Below are 18,127 nucleotides of genomic sequence, written 5' to 3' on the forward strand. Positions count from 1 at the left end.
ATCAGAAAAATTACCAATGAGAAAAGTAATAAAGGCTTTATTCATTTTATTGCTTGTCGCCGCAGATGTTTATTTTGCAGATGCTCAGCAACCACAATTCAGTGTACAGATTGATGAAAAAGTACATCATTTCGGTCCGGCCTATGGATTAACACAGGATCAGCAGGGATATATGTGGTTTGGGAGTTTTACAAAAGGACTGATCAGGTACAACGGAAAAGATTTTAAATATTTCCGTCACGCTCCGGAAAACGCAAACTCGCCAGGAAGCAATATCATCGTTTCAATGGCTGTTGATTCTTCTGGTATGATCTGGCTGGCGTTGTTTGGTGCAGGTGTTGACAGGTATAATCCGGCGACCAATACATTTACACATTTCAATTTTAGTCAGACTGATACCAACACCATCAGTTCAGATACAGTACTATCTGTTACGGCTGTACGAAATGGCGGTTTATTTATTGGTTCTTACGGTGGCGTGGACACATTCAATACGGCGACAGGAAAATTCAACAGATTTAGAAGAGAGATCAACGGAAAGCCTGTTAAAAATGAGTTCAAAACATTTAAAGTTTACGAAGATAAAAATGGTGAGATATGGTCAACGGCAGGTGATCTTTTCGAAGGTAAGCCTTCCGATAGTGGGGGTTTGTTCCGATACAATCCATCTACACGAAAGCATACTTTCTACACGGCTGATCCAAAAAATCCGGAGAGCCTGATTAATCCTAATGTATTCGCATTCTTTGAAGATAGTCGTGGTAATTTCTGGATCGGATCAAAAGGAAATGGCCTGCATACACTTGATCGCAATACCGGGAAATTCACTCGTTATCTCTATGATTCTTTGCACCGGGAAAAATTAAGCCGGCCTCCGGTTTCTTTAAAAGATAGCAGCGACTTTATCAGTTTTATAAATGAAGATCATGCCGGAAAGCTTTGGATTGGTTCAGTTGATAACGGAATCAACTGGTATGATCCGGCAACAAAACAGCTTTATCATTATGGTTCTCTCAGAGAAAAAAAAATACAATCGGATTTCAATAAGGATACGCTTACCGGCTACAAAGAAACCGGATCATTTCGCTTTTTTCTTTCGAAGGACAGTCTCACCTGGATTACAGGAATGTCTGGAAACATTTACCTGGTCAGTTATGGCCGTAAAACAATTCCTTACTACCCGAATAAAGAAGCCCCTAATTCCTTTTACCTCGAGCCCAACGATAGTATTCTGTGGTTTGGTACAGCAGCTGGACTTGTGCGAAAAGATTTAAAAACCAACGTGCAGAAAACCTGGAAGCAGGATCCCAAAAATAATAACAGTATAAGCCACAATGAAATTGTAACTATTCAACCTGATGAAAAGGGCAGGCTATATGTTGGATCACATAAAGGAGGGATGGATTTGTTTGATCCGGAAACCGGCAGCTTTACCCATTTTCGCTATGATAGTACGCTTGGTGGATCTAAGCCGATCGATTCCATACATAACATCTTCATAGAAAACGATCAGTGGCTTTGGATGGCGGGCGAGATGGGCCTTAGTCGCTTGCACAGACCATCGGGAAAATTCATGACCTGGCGACATAACCAGACCGATTCTAATGGAATTATCGGCCAAACGGTTTATTCTATAACAAAAGATGCTAAGAATAATTTGTGGTTTGCGAATGAAGGAGGCGTAGATACATATGTGGAATCAGATTCAACTTTTAAACATTACCTGAAAGGATATTCTGCCCGTGCGGTAATTAAAGATGCCAGTGGAAAACTATGGGCGGGTACGGATGGCGGTTTATTTTATTTCGATGAAGCCCGCGATCATTTTGTTTCATTAGGCTCTTCGATACTCGGAACTGAAATGGATCAGATACTTAGTTTGCTGGAGGATAATGACCATAACATCTGGATCTCCACCAGTAATACCATCCTAAAATTGAGTGCCGACCGGGAGCATGTGCAAAGATTTAATGCTGACTATGGTGTACTTTCCTCCAACTGGAACTGGCTCAACAATTACAAGGCGCATGATGGACGGCTTTTCATAGGTGGAAGTAAGGGCTATTACATGTTTAATCCGGCTGAAATCAATGTGAGCAGTTCGGCACCGCTGCTGGCATTTTCACAGTTGACCATTGGCGGAACTGCAATTTTTCCGGAGAAGAATGGAATCCTGACGGAACCCATCTGGAATGCAGATCAGATCAGGCTGGCGTATAATCAGAATTCATTTTCGATAGATTTTGGGGCTGTCAATTATAATTCCAACGAAGCAATTAAATACCTCTACCGACTGGAAAATTATGATGAAGCATGGAGGGATCTCGGTACTGATCACAAAGCGTCTTTTTTTGCAGTACCACCGGGCAATTACAAACTGCGGATCAAAGCGGTGAATGGTGAGGGAACAAGTACAGAAAAAACCATCGATATCCTGATTACACCACCCTGGTGGAGAACATGGTGGGCGTATATGATGTATGCGCTGTTGGCAATGCTGGCGGGCTGGCAGATCTATTTGTACCAGAAAAGATTTATTCTTTCCAGAGAAAGAGAACGCAACAGGGAGAAAGAACTGGAACATGCGAAAGAAATTGAAAAGGCATATACCAAACTGAAATCAACGCAGGCACAACTGATACAATCTGAAAAAATGGCTTCGCTGGGTCAACTGACGTCGGGCATTGCACATGAAATTCAGAACCCGTTGAATTTCGTGAATAATTTTTCAGAGGTTTCAGCAGAGCTGGTGACAGAGGCAGAAGGCAGGAGGCTGGAAGCAGGAGAGAACAGCCCCGTAGTTTCAGAGTTACTTAACGATATCAAACAAAACCTTGAAAAGATAAGTCACCATGGGAAGCGTGCAGATGGTATTGTGAAAAGCATGATGCTGCACAGCAGACCCGGAACTGAAATCAAAGAATCTGTTGATATCAATGCTCTGTGTGATAAATATCTCCGGTTGGTTTATCATGGTTTAAGAGGTAAAGACAATACACTTCAGGTTGATCTGAAAACAAATTATGATCCTTCCATCGGTGAAGTTGAACTGATTCAGGACGATATCAGCAGAGTGTTGCTCAACATTATCGGTAATGCATTTTATGCTGTGCATGAAAAATCAAAAAGACTTTCTGCAGAAAATAAAGAAGATGGTGTCGCATATGAACCGGCGGTGACATTGACCACAAAAAAAACAGCTAACCAGATATTGATTTCAGTAGAAGATAACGGAATAGGGATACCCGAAAATATAATGGACAGAATATTTCAACCATTTTTTACGACGAGGCCGACCGGCCAGGGTACTGGCCTGGGTTTATCCATTTCCTATGATATCATTAAAGCACATGGTGGAGAAATAAAAGTGAAAAGCACCGAGGGGGCCGGTGCTGAGTTCACAATCATTTTAAATTCTAATCCATGAGCCAAAGAAAAACCGACTGTCCGTAACCGGTAGTTTGTAATCCAACCTTGAGACTTGTTGTGCAGGGAATACACAAGCGTTATCAGTAAACGATTTAATCGGTTTGTGAACATTTTGTTCTAAAAATTGCAACATGAAAATAATTATAATCACTATTTGCATCTTATCCTTAACAGCAGGGCTATGTGCACAAAACAGAAAAATTGATAGTCTCGATAAACTAATCAGCAAAGCATCTTCGGACACTGACAGGATCAACCTGGTGGCAATAAAACTGGATATCCTGAGCGCTATCAATCTGGACACTGCTATTCAGATCGGCAATGACTATTTGAAGCTTGCTCAACAAATAGATTACTATAAAGGCGAGTTGAAGCTAAGGCAGAAGCTGGCTTCAAATTATGCTTTCAAAGGACAATTCGCAGAAGCATCTGAACAATTGGATTTTCTGGAGAAATTTATAAAACCTGCTGAAGATTCCGCAGATATTGCTGCCCTGTATGCCAACAGGGGAATGTTGTATGGCCTTCAAAGTAAGTACGATACATCCATCTACTGGTATGAAAAGGCCATCGCTATCGACGAAATAAATGACAGATATAATCACCTGGGTACGGAATATTCCAATATCGCTATTGCCTATCAGCAGCAATCAAATTATACGCAGGCACTTTTTTATCAGCAAAAGTCATTAAAGAAGGGTGAAGAGAATAAGAATGAAGTAAGCATGGCTTATACCCTAATGAATATTGGAAATACCTATGATTTAATGGGAGATCCGGGGCGGGCAGAAGAAAACATACTGAAGGCAATCGACCTTGCAAAAAAGAAATCACTGGTAAATGTTGAATTATATGGATACAGCAATCTGGCCAGTATGTATACGCGGATGGCGAAATGGGAGCTGGTCTATGATAATGGGATAAAAGCCGCTACACTGGGTGCTTCCATGGGCGATAAAGGTATCGAGGCTGCGAGTTTGTCAAAAGCTGCAACGGCCCTGGTGATGCTTGGTAAATATGATGATGCAATTGCTTTATCTGAAAAAGCCATTGCCATAGCCGATTCCACCGGCGTTCCCCTGAATGTTTACCAGGCATACACAGTGAGGGGAAATATATTCAGAGTTCAAGGTAACTATGCTAAAGCGATTCCTTTTTATGAAAAGGCTTTTAAGGCCATGGAAGGTTCAGATATCTATTCAAAAGATTTCGGTATTGTCTACACCGAGGCTTCCGAGTGTTACGAAAAAACAGGCAATTTTAAAAAGGCATTGGAAGTGTACAAAGTAGCCAAACAAATTGTTGATTCGGTAAGTAGTAAGGATAATATAAGGAAAGCTACGGAGCAGGCAATGAATTTTGAATTTGATAAAAAACAGGAATTGCTGGCAGCCAAACAAAAAGCAAGAGATGAAGTGTCTGCTACGAAACAGATTGCCCTTGCTGTTGGATTGGCGCTCACATTAATTCTCGCCGTTGTTGCCCTTGCAGGGTTTAGAAACAAACAGAAAGCAAATACCTTGCTTCAGGTTCAGAAAAATGAGATTGAAAATACATTGGCATTATTAAAAGCCACGCAATCCAAGTTGATTCAGTCGGAAAAAATGGCTTCACTGGGTGAACTCACGGCAGGCATTGCCCATGAAATTGAAAACCCTTTGAATTTTGTAAACAATTTTGCGGAAGTAAGTAGCGAATTGATCGATGATATGAAGGCAGAGATCGCAAATAAAAAATTTAGTGAGGCTGTGGAAATTGCTGATGACCTGAAGCTGAATCTGCAAAAGATCAATCATCACGGAAAACGAGCGGACCTGATTGTAAAAGGAATGCTGCAGCACAGCAGAAGTACAAAGGGGGATAAAGAGCGCACGAACATCAATGCGCTGGTGAATGAATATGTTAAGCTGGCTTATCACGCATACCGGGCAAAGGATAATGCATTTGAAGTGAAACTAGTGACCAATTTTGACCCTGCAATTACTGATATGGAAATAGCGCCTCAGGACATTGGGCGTGTGCTGTTGAACATACTCAACAATTCGTTTTATGCCGTTGCTGAAAAAAAGAAGACAGCGGCGGAAGGTTTTCAACCAACCGTATCCGTTAGTACGAGAAGGACGGGGCAAACAGTAGAAATTCAGGTGACCGATAATGGCAACGGTATCCCGAACGAGATAGTTGAAAAAATATTCCAGCCTTTTTTCACAACCAAACCGACTGGCCAGGGTACAGGCCTGGGATTATCACTGGCTTATGATATTGTGAAGGCACATGGCGGTGAGATAAAAGTGAACAGTTCGGGAAATCAAGGGAGTTCTTTTTTGATAATTCTGAACGGCAGTCTTTGACTGAGTTGGTTTTTTATTGACTAAAGAAGATAAAACTAAAAAAATGCAGGTGAACGGTCGAGAGGCGGAAGAGATTAAGCTGGTGTACGAGTCATTCATTAACAGCTTGTTTGGTGCAGAGCTTGAAAGATATGCATCCTTCCTGAGCGAGGATTACCGGCTGATTGGAACGACTGAGGCCGAAGTATTTTTTTCGAGACAGGAAGCGGTTGATTTTCTGGAGAAAACAGCAGATCAGCTTTCCGGTAACATAAAGCGAAGAAACGCCAGCCTGTATGTAGAATGGGTTGATGAGTTGGTCTTTATCACCGACCTTTTCGATGCATGGGTTCGTGTGGAAGAAGTCTGGATATTTTATTCAAAAGCGAGAGTAACATCCTGGATGAAAAAGGATACAGGGAACTGGAAAATGATCCAGCAACATTTTTCAATACCTGATTCAAAAGCGCAGGAAGGTCAGACCATAGGGTTGGAAAAAATCTCGCAGGAGAATCTGGAGCTGAGAGATGCAATTAAGCGAAGGACTGTGGAGCTCGAACAAAAAAACCGCGAGCTGGAAGTTGAGGCATCACTCGAGCGGGTAAGGGCAGGAGCGATGGGAATGCAGAAGCGGGAAGATATGCTAGGCATCTGTCGTACCATATCAGAGGAATTGACAAAACTTGGAATCAAAGAAATCAGAAATGTGCAGACTGCCATATTCTACCCGGAAAAAGGCAACTATCTGAATTATGAATATTATCAGAAACACAACAGGGAAATTTTCACTGAAGTGGATTTTGCAAGCGAGCGTACACATAAGGACCAGAAAGATTTTGCAAACACGATGCTGAGTGGGGAGGGAGCTTTTTATACTAAAATATTTTCGGGTGAAGAATTGAAGCAATGGTACAGTTACCAGTTAGGAACGGAACAGTTGGCCGATCAATATCTATTGAATGCGCATTCACTTAATTATTACTGGTTTTCCCTGGGGGCAATTGCCATTGGAATTTCTGCCTATTACCCATTGACTGAAGAAGAATTACAATTATTCAACCGTTTCCGGAATGTTTTCAATCTTTCTTTTCGTCGTTATCTCGATATTGAAAAAGCAGAAGTACAGGCCCGGGAGGCGCAAATTGAAGCGTCGCTGGAAAGAGTGCGCAGCCGTTCTCTCGGCATGTTGAAAAGTGATGAACTCAGCGATGTAATCCACGTCATTTATAAACAATTGATTCATTTGAGTATTCCCATTTCGCATGCTGGTTTTGTAATGGACTATAAAGAGCGCGATGACCACCGGATATGGATAGCTGATGAATTTGGAACACCTGCGCAGGTTACTGTTCCCTATTTTGATGCGATCTATTATAACCAGTTCAATGAAGCAAAAAAAAGTGGCTTGAACTTTTTTACTACCCGGCTGAACTTCGAAGAAAAAAATAAATTTTACCAGGATCTTTTCAAATATATCCCTGGTTTTCCTGAGGAGTCGAAAGTTAAAATACTCAGTGAACCTGGATTTACAATATCGACTGTGTTGCTGGAAAATGTAGCCCTGTACATTGAGAATTTCACAGGCATTCCTTTTTCTGATGAGGAGAATTCTGTCTTAATGCGATTCGGCAAGGTATTTCAGCAAGCCTATACACGTTTTCTCGATCTGCAGAAAGCGGAAGCCCAGGCAAGAGAAGCAAACATCGAAGCAGCGCTGGAGAAAGTACGAAGCAGAACGATGGCAATGCAACGCAGTGATGAACTGGCAGCCAGTGCTGCCGTTATGTTTCAACAGATCAAAAGCCTTGGCATAGAAAGCTACACCAGCGGATTTAACATCTGGGACGAAGACAAAGATTCATTGACTTCATGGATGAGCAATCCGACAGGCGCTCTTAACCCGCCATTCATCATGCCGGCGCGCGAATATGATCAGCATAACAGATTTTATGAAGCATGGAAAAATGGAGAACAATTTATTGTAGATGATCTTACCGGGGACCGGGCCAGGGCACATTATAAATACCTCCGCTCTTTTCCGTTGCTGGAAAAATCTTTTGCGATGGCAGAAGAAGCAGGTATCCGAACACCTGAAAGGCAGGTACACAATGTGGTGTTTTTTTCTCATGGCTACCTGTTGTTTGTAACGCTCGAACCAAAACCTGAATGGCAGGATTTGTTCAAACGTTTCGGACAGGTGTTTCAGCAAACTTATACCCGCTTTCTCGATCTTGAGAAAGCAGAAGCGCAAACCATCAGGGCAGAACAGGATCTGATGGAAATAAAAGCGGCAAGAAAAAAAGCAGAGGATACTTTGCTTGAGTTGCAGGCAACGCAAAAGCAATTGATACAGGCGGAGAAGATGGCGAGCCTTGGTGAGCTTACTGCAGGTATTGCGCATGAGATCCAGAATCCCTTGAATTTCGTGAATAATTTTTCCGAGGTGAGTGCTGAGCTTACGGAAGAGGCAGAAGCCAGAAGGCAGGAGGCAGGAGAGAACAGCCCTTTAGTTACTGAGTTGCTGAACGATATCAAACAGAATCTTTCTAAGATAGGCCATCATGGAAAAAGAGCAGACGCGATTGTGAAAAGTATGCTTCAGCATTCACAGTCGAGATCAGGCACTAAAGAGCTAACGGAAATAAAAGAGCTCACAGACGAATACCTGAAGCTTGCGATACACGGTTATAAAGCAAGGAACAAATCTTTTGAAGTGACGATCAACACCAGTTATGATGAATCAATTGGAAAAATCAATATAGTTCCGCAGGAAATCGGCAGGGTATTACTGAACTTGTTTAACAACGCGTTTTATGCCTGTGCTGCAGTCAATCGCAGAGACGCCATGCTTGGCGTCTCTGCGATTGACAACAACACTGGAAATATTGTTGCCGTCATGACCAGGCGGGTTGGGAATGCGGTGGAAATAACGGTAACGGATAACGGCAATGGCATTGATCCCAAAATCATAGATAAAATATTCCAGCCGTTTTTTACGACAAAGCCTACCGGGCAGGGAACAGGGCTGGGATTGAGTTTGGCCTATGATATCATAAAATCACATAATGGAGAGCTGAAAGTAAAATCAGAAGTGGGGAAAAAAACAACATTTGTCATTCAGCTTCCAATTTCATAAATAAGATGGTTAAGTCGACCTGTACATATTTATTACTCACGGCGCTTGTAGTTCAGGGATATACGCAAACTGCGATAGTGGACAGTTTGAAAAATGCTTTGGAAAAAACAAATGTTCCTGTGCAGCGGTTCACCATTGTGCAGGAGCTGTTGGAAGAGGCAGCCGGATGGGGGGAGATGGGATTGATTCCGCAAATTATTCAAATGACATCAAAGTAAATCGATGAAGGAAAGATTAATTGTAATCCTGCTTCTGTTTCTGTCGAATTCTGGCTTTACCCAAACGGTTGAAGCGATTAACGAACTGCATCATCGATTGGCCATTGCAACTGATGATACAAGTAAAATTAACCAGCAGGCGTACTTATGTTTATTGTATCGTCTTGGAAATACTGACTCTTCGCTTTTTTATGGTGAACAGGCTTTAGCAGCTGCAAGAAAAATCAATTATGTGCAGGGTGAAATACTGGCGTTGTCATTTATGGGTATAACGCTTGTACAAATGGGTAACTTACCCAAAGCACTTGAAACTTCATTTAAATCCATTGAACTTGCTAAGGAAAATGGATTAGGAAATTATTCTGGTGCATTAAATGCTATCGGGGAGGTGTACATTGTACTAAAGGATTTTCCAAAAGCATTAAAATATTTACAGGAACAAAAATCGATGTGTGAGGCCGATGGTAATATCGAATCACTGGCTTATGCAAAAAAAGACCTGGCAATAGTTTTCGAAGAAATGAATCAGTTGGATTCAGCAATGTTTTACGACGAGCAGGCAATGAAAGATTTTAAAAAAATAGACAGGGAGGAGCCTCAGGTTTATGAAATATGGGGCAACATAAAAATGAAAACGGGGAACAAGGCTGAGGCGTTGGCATTTTATAAAAAAAGTCTCCAGGTATCACTTAAAAACAATGAACGCAGGTCTTCATCTTCTGCCTATATCAAGTTGGCATCCTACTTTAAAGAAATCTTACAGCCTGATTCCGCGATTTACTATGCTCAAAAGGGACTTGAGCAATCAATACTGATCTCTCAGAAGAAAACAATTCAGGAAGCAGCATCACTTTTATCGTTGTTGTATGAACCGACGGACATTAAAACGTCATTGCAATATCTTAAAATTTCCGGTGTGTATAAAGATAGTTTGTTTGGTGCCAACAGCCTTCAGGCTATTCAAACCCTGGTAAACCAGTCCGAAGAACATCAAAAACAAATAGAGGATGCAAAAATTAATTACAGGAATCAACTCAAGCAATATGGATTACTCGCAGTACTGGCGATAGTGTTGATCATTGCTTTCATCCTATATAGAAATAATAGCGAAAAACAAAAAGCAAACAAAGTTTTACAAACAACGCTTTCTGATTTAAAATCTGCACAACAGCAATTGATACAAAGCGAGAAAATGGCCTCGCTTGGCGAACTTACCGCAGGTATCGCGCATGAAATTCAAAACCCTTTAAACTTCGTCAACAACTTTGCTGACGTAAACCGGGAATTGCTTTCTGAATTAAAGGAGGAAGTAAACAAAGGAGATCTGGAAGAAGTAAAGGCGATAACAGATGATGTAATTGAGAATTCAGAAAAAATACTGCATCACGGCAAACGTGCCGATGCTATAGTTCGTGGTATGTTACAACACAGCAGAACTTCGTCCGGACAGAAAGAGCCAACAGATATTAATTCGCTATGTGATGAATATTTACGACTCAGTTACCATGGCCTTCGTGCAAAGGACAAATCTTTTAATGCGACATTGAAAACCGACTTCGACAATTCCATTGGCGTGCTGAATATTATCCCGCAGGAGATCGGCCGGGTGATCATGAATTTGCTGACGAATGCCTTTTATGCTGTTAATGAAAAGAAGCAAAGTCATTCAACCGGCTATGACCCCATTGTTTCTATCAGTACAAAAAGCTTCAGGGACAGGGTAGAGATAAAAATAGCAGACAACGGCAATGGTATTTCTCAAAACATTATTGATAAAATATTTCAGCCATTTTTTACGACAAAACCAACGGGCCAGGGAACGGGTTTAGGTTTGAGCCTGGCCTATGATATTGTAAGAGCACATGGAGGAGAGTTGCGGGTGGAAACCTTGTCCGCAGAACCCCCAGTCCAGATGCCCAACGAAAAAGTAATAACAGGAACAACATTTATTATATCCCTGCCGGTAATCTAAGCTGCAGACATGAAATCAATCCTGACACTTATATTTATTTTGTTTTTGGCCTCCTTCTCAGAGGCGCAAAAGCTACTGCCCGACAACCTGCAAAAAGCGTTCGATAATTCAGTGGATGATTCGGCCAGGTTCATATTCTCACGGCCCATTTATACATTTTATGAAGAAACGAATCGGGACTCCGCGTTACATTACGCACAGATTCGTTACGCCATTGCAAAAAAGAATAATCGCAGACTTGAAGAAGCATATACACAGGGGCAAATGGCTTATCAGCAAATTTTCCTCGGACGTTTTAGTGAGGCATTGACGAATCTTTCAGAAGCTATGCAGATAGCCACCAGCAGTAGCGAAGCCCCTACATGGGAGCTTACTGTCTATTCGTCACCGGGCAGGAACCGTGAACTGACTCTCTCTATGCTTAATCACATGTATGGCCACCTGAAGTTGCAGACCGGTAGTACTGAAAGCCTGCAATACTTTAAAAAAGGCGCTGAAATTGGTAAAGAAATAAACAATGATTTTCGTGTAACCGTCGGTGATATGGTTTTAGCTGCTAATTATCTTATGCTTAATCAACCTGACTCGGCATTATTTTATGCCAAAGAAGGTGAAAGCTACGGTATAAGAGGTGGCATCTCAAAATACCTTGCATATATATGGTCCGTGATGGGAAATATCTATGCAAAAAAGGGGCTTGATTCATTGGCTTTGTCCTACTACCACAAGTCGCTGCACACGGCAATACCGGAATCAAACTTCACAGTGGTTGCAGGAGTATATGAAAATCTGATTAATTTTTATAAGCGCAAAGGGGATGCCGACTCTGTACTATTATATGCAACGAAATTTCTGGCTGTTGTAAAATCGCTTGGTGCAATAACGTCTTTTGTTACAGGTAATGCTAACCTCGGAGCCGCCTATCAAAACATGGCTGATGCATACTCTTTGAAAAACGAGAGGGACAGTACGATCAAGTACATGCAGGTTGCTCTCGCGATTAAAGACAGTCTGACAGCTACTAAACTCAGCAGGCTTTCAGCATTTCAACGCCTGACACTGGATGAACAACTTAGTTTGCAGAACGCAGAGAAAGAGCGGATCAGGGAGGAAAGCAGGCTTCGAACGTTTAGTCTGATTGGGGTTATTGTTGCTGCCGTAATTATAATGCTCATCATTTATCGCAATAACCGGCAGAAACAAAAGGCATATAATCTTCTGCAGAAGCAAAAAGAGGAAACGGACATACAAAAAGACAAAGCAGACAAGGCACTTCAGGAATTGAAGGCAACACAAGCCCAACTGATTCAATCAGAAAAGATGGCCAGTCTGGGAGAATTGACTGCAGGCATTGCGCATGAGATTCAGAACCCGTTGAATTTCGTGAATAATTTTTCTGACGTAAACCGGGAATTACTATCTGAATTAAAAGAAGAAGCAGAAAAAGGAGAACTGGAAGAAGTAAAAGCGATAGCAAATGATGTAATCGAAAACTCTGAGAAAATACTTCATCATGGCAAACGAGCAGATGCTATTGTAAGAGGTATGTTGCAACACAGCAGGACGTCTTCAGGACAGAAGGAGCCGACAGATATTAATGCATTGTGCGACGAATACCTGCGGTTGAGTTACCATGGTCTTCGTGCAAAGGACAAGTCGTTTAATGCAACGCTGAAAACAGAATTTGATGAGTCTGCTGGAATAATAAATATTATTCCGCAGGATATCGGTAGAGTGATCATGAACTTGCTGACAAATGCTTTTTATGCTTTGAATGAAAGGAAGCAGAAGAATTCATTGAATTATGATCCGGTTGTTTCGATTAGTACAAAAAAAATCAACAACAGCATACAAATAAAAGTAACGGATAACGGCAACGGTATTCCCCAATATATCATCGATAAAATATTCCAGCCATTTTTTACAACGAAACCGACAGGCCAGGGAACGGGCCTCGGTTTATCATTAGCCTATGATATAGTCAAAGCACACGGCGGCGAGATAAAAGTCACCAGTATTGAAGGAACAGGTAGTGAGTTTTCGATCATAATGCATTCAGCAGGTTAATAATCGTTATGAAATCAAAATCAATCAGCGGAAAATCGACGGAAGATATTTCGGTAGCATTACAAAAAAGTATGTCGGATAATTTCAAGCCTGCACTGGCCTTTGTATTTATTTCCATCAGGCAGGACATTGATGCCATAAGAGCTACGCTTGATCAGCATGACATAAAAATCTTCGGCGCCTCATCAGCAGGTGAATTCATTGACGGAGAAATTGGCAAAGAAAGCATTGCCATTCTTTTACTGGATTTGGATCCTTCCGGCTTTATTCTTTTACTGGAGGATTATTCGGATCAGGATCCGGTGGCCCTGGCAGGAGCAATGGCCGCGAAAGCTGTCGAAAAATTCAAGAAGCCATCATTCATTATTTCCGGAAGTGTTTATGTAAAACCAGAATGGAGCGTATCGTAGGCGAACCCATCATCAAAGCTATTGAGGCAGTTACCGGAACGGAAACAGAAATCTGGGGTGGCAGGGCCGGTGATGATTTTTTGTTTGAGGAGACGTTGGTGTTCAGCAATCACCAGGTATTGAAAACAGGAATTATTTTTCTTGTGCTGGATAGTGATAACATTCAGATCAGAGGGTTGGCGGCTTCAGGGCAAAAACCCGTAGGTACAGAAAAAACCATAACCAAAGCATCAGACAATTGTATTTACGAGATCGATCATCAACCGGCCGCCGAGATGGTGTTGAAATTTCTGGGTCTTCATCTAACACAGGAAGAAGCAGAAGTTTTTTATCCCAATCATAATGTCATCTTCAGTGTTGCCAGAGGTAAGGGTGAACCGGTGCTGAGAAGTGTGGGATTATTCAATTGGACGAACAAATCTGTGTCCGTGCTGGCAGCTGTAAAGGAAGGAGATAAAATCAGGCTGACACTCCCTCCCGATTTTGAAATAATCGAAGAAGTAAGCAACAATGCCGCAAAGGCTAAGGCAGAAGAAATTCCTGATGCTGAAGCCTTGCTGATGTTTTCGTGCATTGGCCGGCTCGCGCAATTTGGTCCGCTGGTAGGCGATGAAATTGAAGGCGTCAGGAAGGTGTTTGATGTTCCCATGGCCGGCTTTTTTACCTATGGTGAATTTGGCAGAACCAGGGGCGGGGATAATGAATTTCATAACAATACCTGTTGCTGGGTCGCAATGAGAAGTAAGAGGTGAGAGGTAAGAGGTGTGTAGGGACAAGGCATGCCTTGTTCCACTGTATTGAAATATAAACGACCGATGAAGAATTTAAAAGTAACAAGATAGATCCGGAGAATTTCGATGCTTTATAGAAGATAAAAAGAATGAAACGAAACTCACACCTTACCCATGTCCCGTCAGAGAAATCCTGTAGGTAGAACGAAAAACATGAATAAACGATTTTATACAATTGTATTATCGCTGTTACTGCTTAGCGGAATTGAATTGCCTGCTCAAAGCCTCCGTTTTAAAAGGGTTCTTGATGACCCTAATAGTATGGTTGTTGATATGAAACAGGATAAGCTGGGTTTTTTCTGGTTAATCAATACTACAAAATTGCAAAAATTTGACGGGGTAAAGCGACAGACTTTCTTAAATGACCCGGGAAATTCTAATTCAATAGCCTCTGGTGAGGTTTTGTCTTTGATAATAGATGCTGACAATATTTTATGGATTGCGATCTATGGTTCGGGCCTGGATAGATTAGACCTGTCCACAAATACCTTTACACATTTCCGGCACAACGCGCAAGATGCTTTTAGTTTAGGCAATGATACCGTAAATGCAATTTTTGAAGATCATGCCGGAAACCTTTGGATTGGCACCAATGAGGGACTGGATTTACTGGATAGAAAAACAGGAAGGTTTACTCACTACGGTAATAACAACAATGACACTGCTGGTACCAATTACCCGCAGATACTTAAAATATATGAGGATAAAAATAGGATGCTTTGGATTTGTGGGAAATCATTATCAAAAGATCATATGTCTCCGGGAGCCATTAATCGTTTTGATCCGGCCACTAAAAAATTCACTCCCTACTTACAGGATTCGGCAAAAGCCAACAACGGCATCCCGGGAACGTGGTTAAGAGATATGTATGAGGACAACGAAAATAATTTTTGGATAGTTACAGATGCTGGCTTGTATACAATGGACAGGAACACAGCTAAAAGTACTCGTTACTATCCGGATCCTTTCAATTCAGGTAATTTGAGTCAGACTCCGGTTGCTGAGGAGTTGGGTTCAGACATCCATTTTATAACCGAAGATTCATCCGGTGCATTATGGGTTGGAATAGGCCAGCATGGAGTAAACAGGTATGATCCTGTTACTAAAAAGTCAAAACATTTTGGTCTGCTATACGATTTTTTGAATGTATCGGCATCCTGGAAAAAGGATACTGCAACAGGCCTGAATCTTTCATTTGCAATTAAAGGAGTAAGTACAAAAGACGGTTTATTCTGGGTTTTGGGTTTAGGTGGCATATACCAACTGAATTATAAGAAAACAACCTTTCTGTTTAATAATATTTCAAAAGCAGCCTTAGCACTCCACCTGGAATCCGATGGTAAAATTTTATGGATTGGTACTGATAAAGGGCTGTTAAGAAAAGACCTGGCCACTCAAAAAGATAAATTATTAGTCTTTAACCCGAACGACAATAAATCAAGGGGTAAATACATATTTTCCATAACAGCGGATGAAGCAGGAAATCTCTGGTTAGGCACCGGTGCCGGCTTGCTGAATTTTGACCCGGTTACCGAAAAATATGTACAGTACAGAAACAATCCTGAAAACTCCGGAAGCATTTCCAGCGATAATGTATTCTATTCTTTTTTTGATCATCATAAGAATTTATGGGCCGCCTCTGACTCTGGTATTTCACGCATGGACCGGGCCACCGGGCAGTTTACCAATTATAGTGTGGATCAGATAGCTGGTAATTACACAGGTTTTGAAGTTAACCGGATAGCAGAAGACCAGGATCATAATATCTGGCTAACAGCTAATTGGGGACTCTTTAAACTTGATATCAAAAAAGGAAAATTTACGAAATACCTTGTTGATGACCTGAGATCCTTATGTGTGGATGCAAACGGAAGAATATGGGCAGGTGGCTGGCAGGGGCTTTATGCATTTAACAAAACAAAAGATAAGTTTGATCTTTTTGCTAATGAAGATTCAGCAGTAAATATCAGTGGTGTATTAGATCTTATAGAAGATGACCAAAAAAATCTTTGGGTATCTACCACCAACGCTATCATTAAGATCAATGAAAACAGGACTAAAATAAAAAAATATACGGAAGACAATGGAGTACAACTTTCGCAGAGTCTCTGGTCCTTCAGTAGTTTTAAAGCAGCTGATGGAAGGTTGTTTTTAGGTAACTATTTTGGTTATTATTCATTTCGTCCTGATCAGCTGAACGATATTAATACTGCTCCGCCATTGAATATCACCAGCTTTAAACTGGGCGATAAACTCATCAATTCAGGTAACAGTAGTTTATTATCATTACCCATCGCGCAAACTGAAGAGATCAGGCTGCGCTATGATCAGAATGTTTTTTCTTTTGATTTTTTTTCAGCAGATTATACATCACCTGCTGAAAAAAAATATTCCTATATGCTGGAGAACCATGATAACACCTGGCATGATATCGGCGGCGAACACCGGGCTTCTTTTTATAGCATTCCACCAGGCACTTACAAGTTCAGGATAAAAGCCGTTAGTGACGATGGCGGATCTGTAGAAAAATCAATCCGGATTGTTATCAGTCCACCCTGGTGGGCAACATGGTGGTTCCGCATGTTGTCGGTAGTCGGAATTATTGCAATTATTTATGCTATTGTTAAAGAACGTTCAAGAAAACTAACGGCAGAAAATCTACGCCTGGAACAAAATGTAACTGAACGAACGGCACAACTCAACAAATCATTGGAAGACTTAAAAGCCACCCAGGCACAGCTGATACAATCCGAAAAAATGGCAAGCCTCGGCGAGCTCACAGCAGGCATTGCTCATGAAATACAAAACCCCTTGAACTTCGTAAATAATTTCTCTGAGGTCAATAAAGAACTGCTTACCGAATTAAATGAAGAAATAGACAAAGGGAATTATGCAGAGGTAAAAATGATTGCGGCTGATATTTCTGAAAACGAGGATAAAATCAGTCACCACGGCAAACGAGCCGATTCCATCGTCAAAGGTATGTTGCAGCACACCCGCAAGAGTTCGTCTGAAAAAGAACTGACCGATATCAATGCGCTTGCAGATGAATACCTGCGCCTGGCGTATCATGGGTTAAGGGCAAAAGACAAAAGTTTCAATGCTACGCTGAAAACAGAATTTGATGATGGTATTGGCAAGGTTAGTATTGTACCACAGGATATCGGAAGGGTGTTATTGAATTTGTACAACAATGCATTTTTTGCAGTGAATGAAAAACTTCATCGTATGAACGCGATGCATAGCGTCCCCGTGAATGGTATACCCAATCCGCGTTATGAACCAATTGTGTCAGTCAGCACAAAGAAATCAGAGAGTCGTCTGGAAATAACGGTGTCGGATAACGGAAATGGGATCCCGGACAAAATAGCGGATAAGATTTTTCAACCCTTTTTTACTACCAAACCAACCGGGCAAGGAACCGGCCTGGGATTGAGCCTTGCATATGATATCATTAAAGCACATGGCGGGGATATAAAAGTGGAGAGTAAAGAAGGGGTGGGAACGGCGTTTACAATTCTTTTGCCCGTCTCTTAAATTCAACATGGGAAGAGTCACAAGAATATTACTGCTGTTATTGCCATTTTCCTCTGTTGTTCAGAAGAATCCATATTGGGAGGTCTGGCAAAAAAAGAGGATGAGAGTCTTTTATTACATTGGAATAATGCGACCAATGATTCTGTCAGGAACGTCAGCATGTTAGAAAAAACTGTTACGGATAACAGCACCGTTATATATCCTAAAATCATTGATAAAATATTCCGGCCGGTTTTT

Annotated in this window: 9 protein-coding genes; all 9 read left to right on the plus strand. The window is 41.4% G+C overall.

Going from position 1 to position 18,127, the window contains the following annotated elements:
• Nucleotides 1–16 precede the first annotated feature (16 nt).
• A complete protein-coding gene (locus tag P2W82_RS17030) occupies nt 17–3,427 on the plus strand; it encodes a two-component regulator propeller domain-containing protein (RefSeq protein WP_336517121.1) in 3,411 nt (1,136 codons plus the stop codon).
• 133 nt (nt 3,428–3,560) lie between these two features.
• Complete coding sequence (locus tag P2W82_RS17035; RefSeq protein ID WP_336517122.1) at nt 3,561–5,780, plus strand: tetratricopeptide repeat protein; 2,220 nt, start codon at nt 3,561–3,563, stop codon at nt 5,778–5,780.
• Between the two features lie 43 nt (nt 5,781–5,823).
• Nucleotides 5,824–8,895, plus strand: a complete 3,072-nt coding sequence (locus tag P2W82_RS17040; protein WP_336517123.1) for an ATP-binding protein — start codon at nt 5,824–5,826, stop codon at nt 8,893–8,895.
• A 5-nt stretch (nt 8,896–8,900) separates the two neighbouring features.
• The gene (locus P2W82_RS17045) at nt 8,901–9,113 is read left to right on the plus strand and encodes a hypothetical protein (RefSeq protein ID WP_336517124.1); all 213 of its coding nucleotides are present in this window, start codon (nt 8,901–8,903) and stop codon (nt 9,111–9,113) included.
• 4 nt (nt 9,114–9,117) lie between these two features.
• Nucleotides 9,118–11,085, plus strand: coding sequence for a tetratricopeptide repeat-containing sensor histidine kinase (locus tag P2W82_RS17050; protein ID WP_336517125.1), 1,968 nt, complete (start codon nt 9,118–9,120; stop codon nt 11,083–11,085).
• Between the two features lie 9 nt (nt 11,086–11,094).
• Nucleotides 11,095–13,152 carry a sensor histidine kinase gene (locus P2W82_RS17055; RefSeq protein WP_336517126.1) on the plus strand — a complete coding sequence of 686 codons (2,058 nt, stop codon included), beginning with the start codon at nt 11,095–11,097 and terminating at the stop codon, nt 13,150–13,152.
• A gap of 8 nt (nt 13,153–13,160) precedes the next feature.
• Nucleotides 13,161–13,562, plus strand: a complete 402-nt coding sequence (locus P2W82_RS17060; RefSeq protein ID WP_336517127.1) for an FIST N-terminal domain-containing protein — start codon at nt 13,161–13,163, stop codon at nt 13,560–13,562.
• Nucleotides 13,547–14,314 (plus strand): FIST signal transduction protein, encoded by a 768-nt coding sequence (locus tag P2W82_RS17065; RefSeq protein WP_336517128.1) that lies wholly within the window; start codon nt 13,547–13,549, stop codon nt 14,312–14,314. The genes P2W82_RS17060 and P2W82_RS17065 overlap by 16 nt, the downstream gene beginning before the upstream one ends.
• A 192-nt stretch (nt 14,315–14,506) precedes the next feature.
• Nucleotides 14,507–17,890, plus strand: a complete 3,384-nt coding sequence (locus P2W82_RS17070) for a two-component regulator propeller domain-containing protein (RefSeq protein WP_336517129.1) — start codon at nt 14,507–14,509, stop codon at nt 17,888–17,890.
• Nucleotides 17,891–18,127 lie beyond the last annotated feature (237 nt).

The organism is Pollutibacter soli, from assembly GCA_029269725.1.
In the GTDB taxonomy this organism is placed as follows: Bacteria; Bacteroidota; Bacteroidia; order Chitinophagales; family Chitinophagaceae; genus Pollutibacter; species Pollutibacter soli.

Excerpts from the sequence above, each read along its gene's own strand:
- P2W82_RS17030 (WP_336517121.1), top strand. The coding sequence starts at position 17 with ATGAGAAAAGTAATAAAGGCTTTATTCATTTTATTGCTTGTCGCCGCA.
- P2W82_RS17035 (WP_336517122.1), top strand. The coding sequence starts at position 3,561 with ATGAAAATAATTATAATCACTATTTGCATCTTATCCTTAACAGCAGGG.
- P2W82_RS17040 (WP_336517123.1), top strand. The coding sequence starts at position 5,824 with ATGCAGGTGAACGGTCGAGAGGCGGAAGAGATTAAGCTGGTGTACGAG.
- P2W82_RS17045 (WP_336517124.1), top strand. The coding sequence starts at position 8,901 with ATGGTTAAGTCGACCTGTACATATTTATTACTCACGGCGCTTGTAGTT.
- P2W82_RS17050 (WP_336517125.1), top strand. The coding sequence starts at position 9,118 with ATGAAGGAAAGATTAATTGTAATCCTGCTTCTGTTTCTGTCGAATTCT.
- P2W82_RS17055 (WP_336517126.1), top strand. The coding sequence starts at position 11,095 with ATGAAATCAATCCTGACACTTATATTTATTTTGTTTTTGGCCTCCTTC.
- P2W82_RS17060 (WP_336517127.1), top strand. The coding sequence starts at position 13,161 with ATGAAATCAAAATCAATCAGCGGAAAATCGACGGAAGATATTTCGGTA.
- P2W82_RS17065 (WP_336517128.1), top strand. The coding sequence starts at position 13,547 with ATGGAGCGTATCGTAGGCGAACCCATCATCAAAGCTATTGAGGCAGTT.
- P2W82_RS17070 (WP_336517129.1), top strand. The coding sequence starts at position 14,507 with ATGAATAAACGATTTTATACAATTGTATTATCGCTGTTACTGCTTAGC.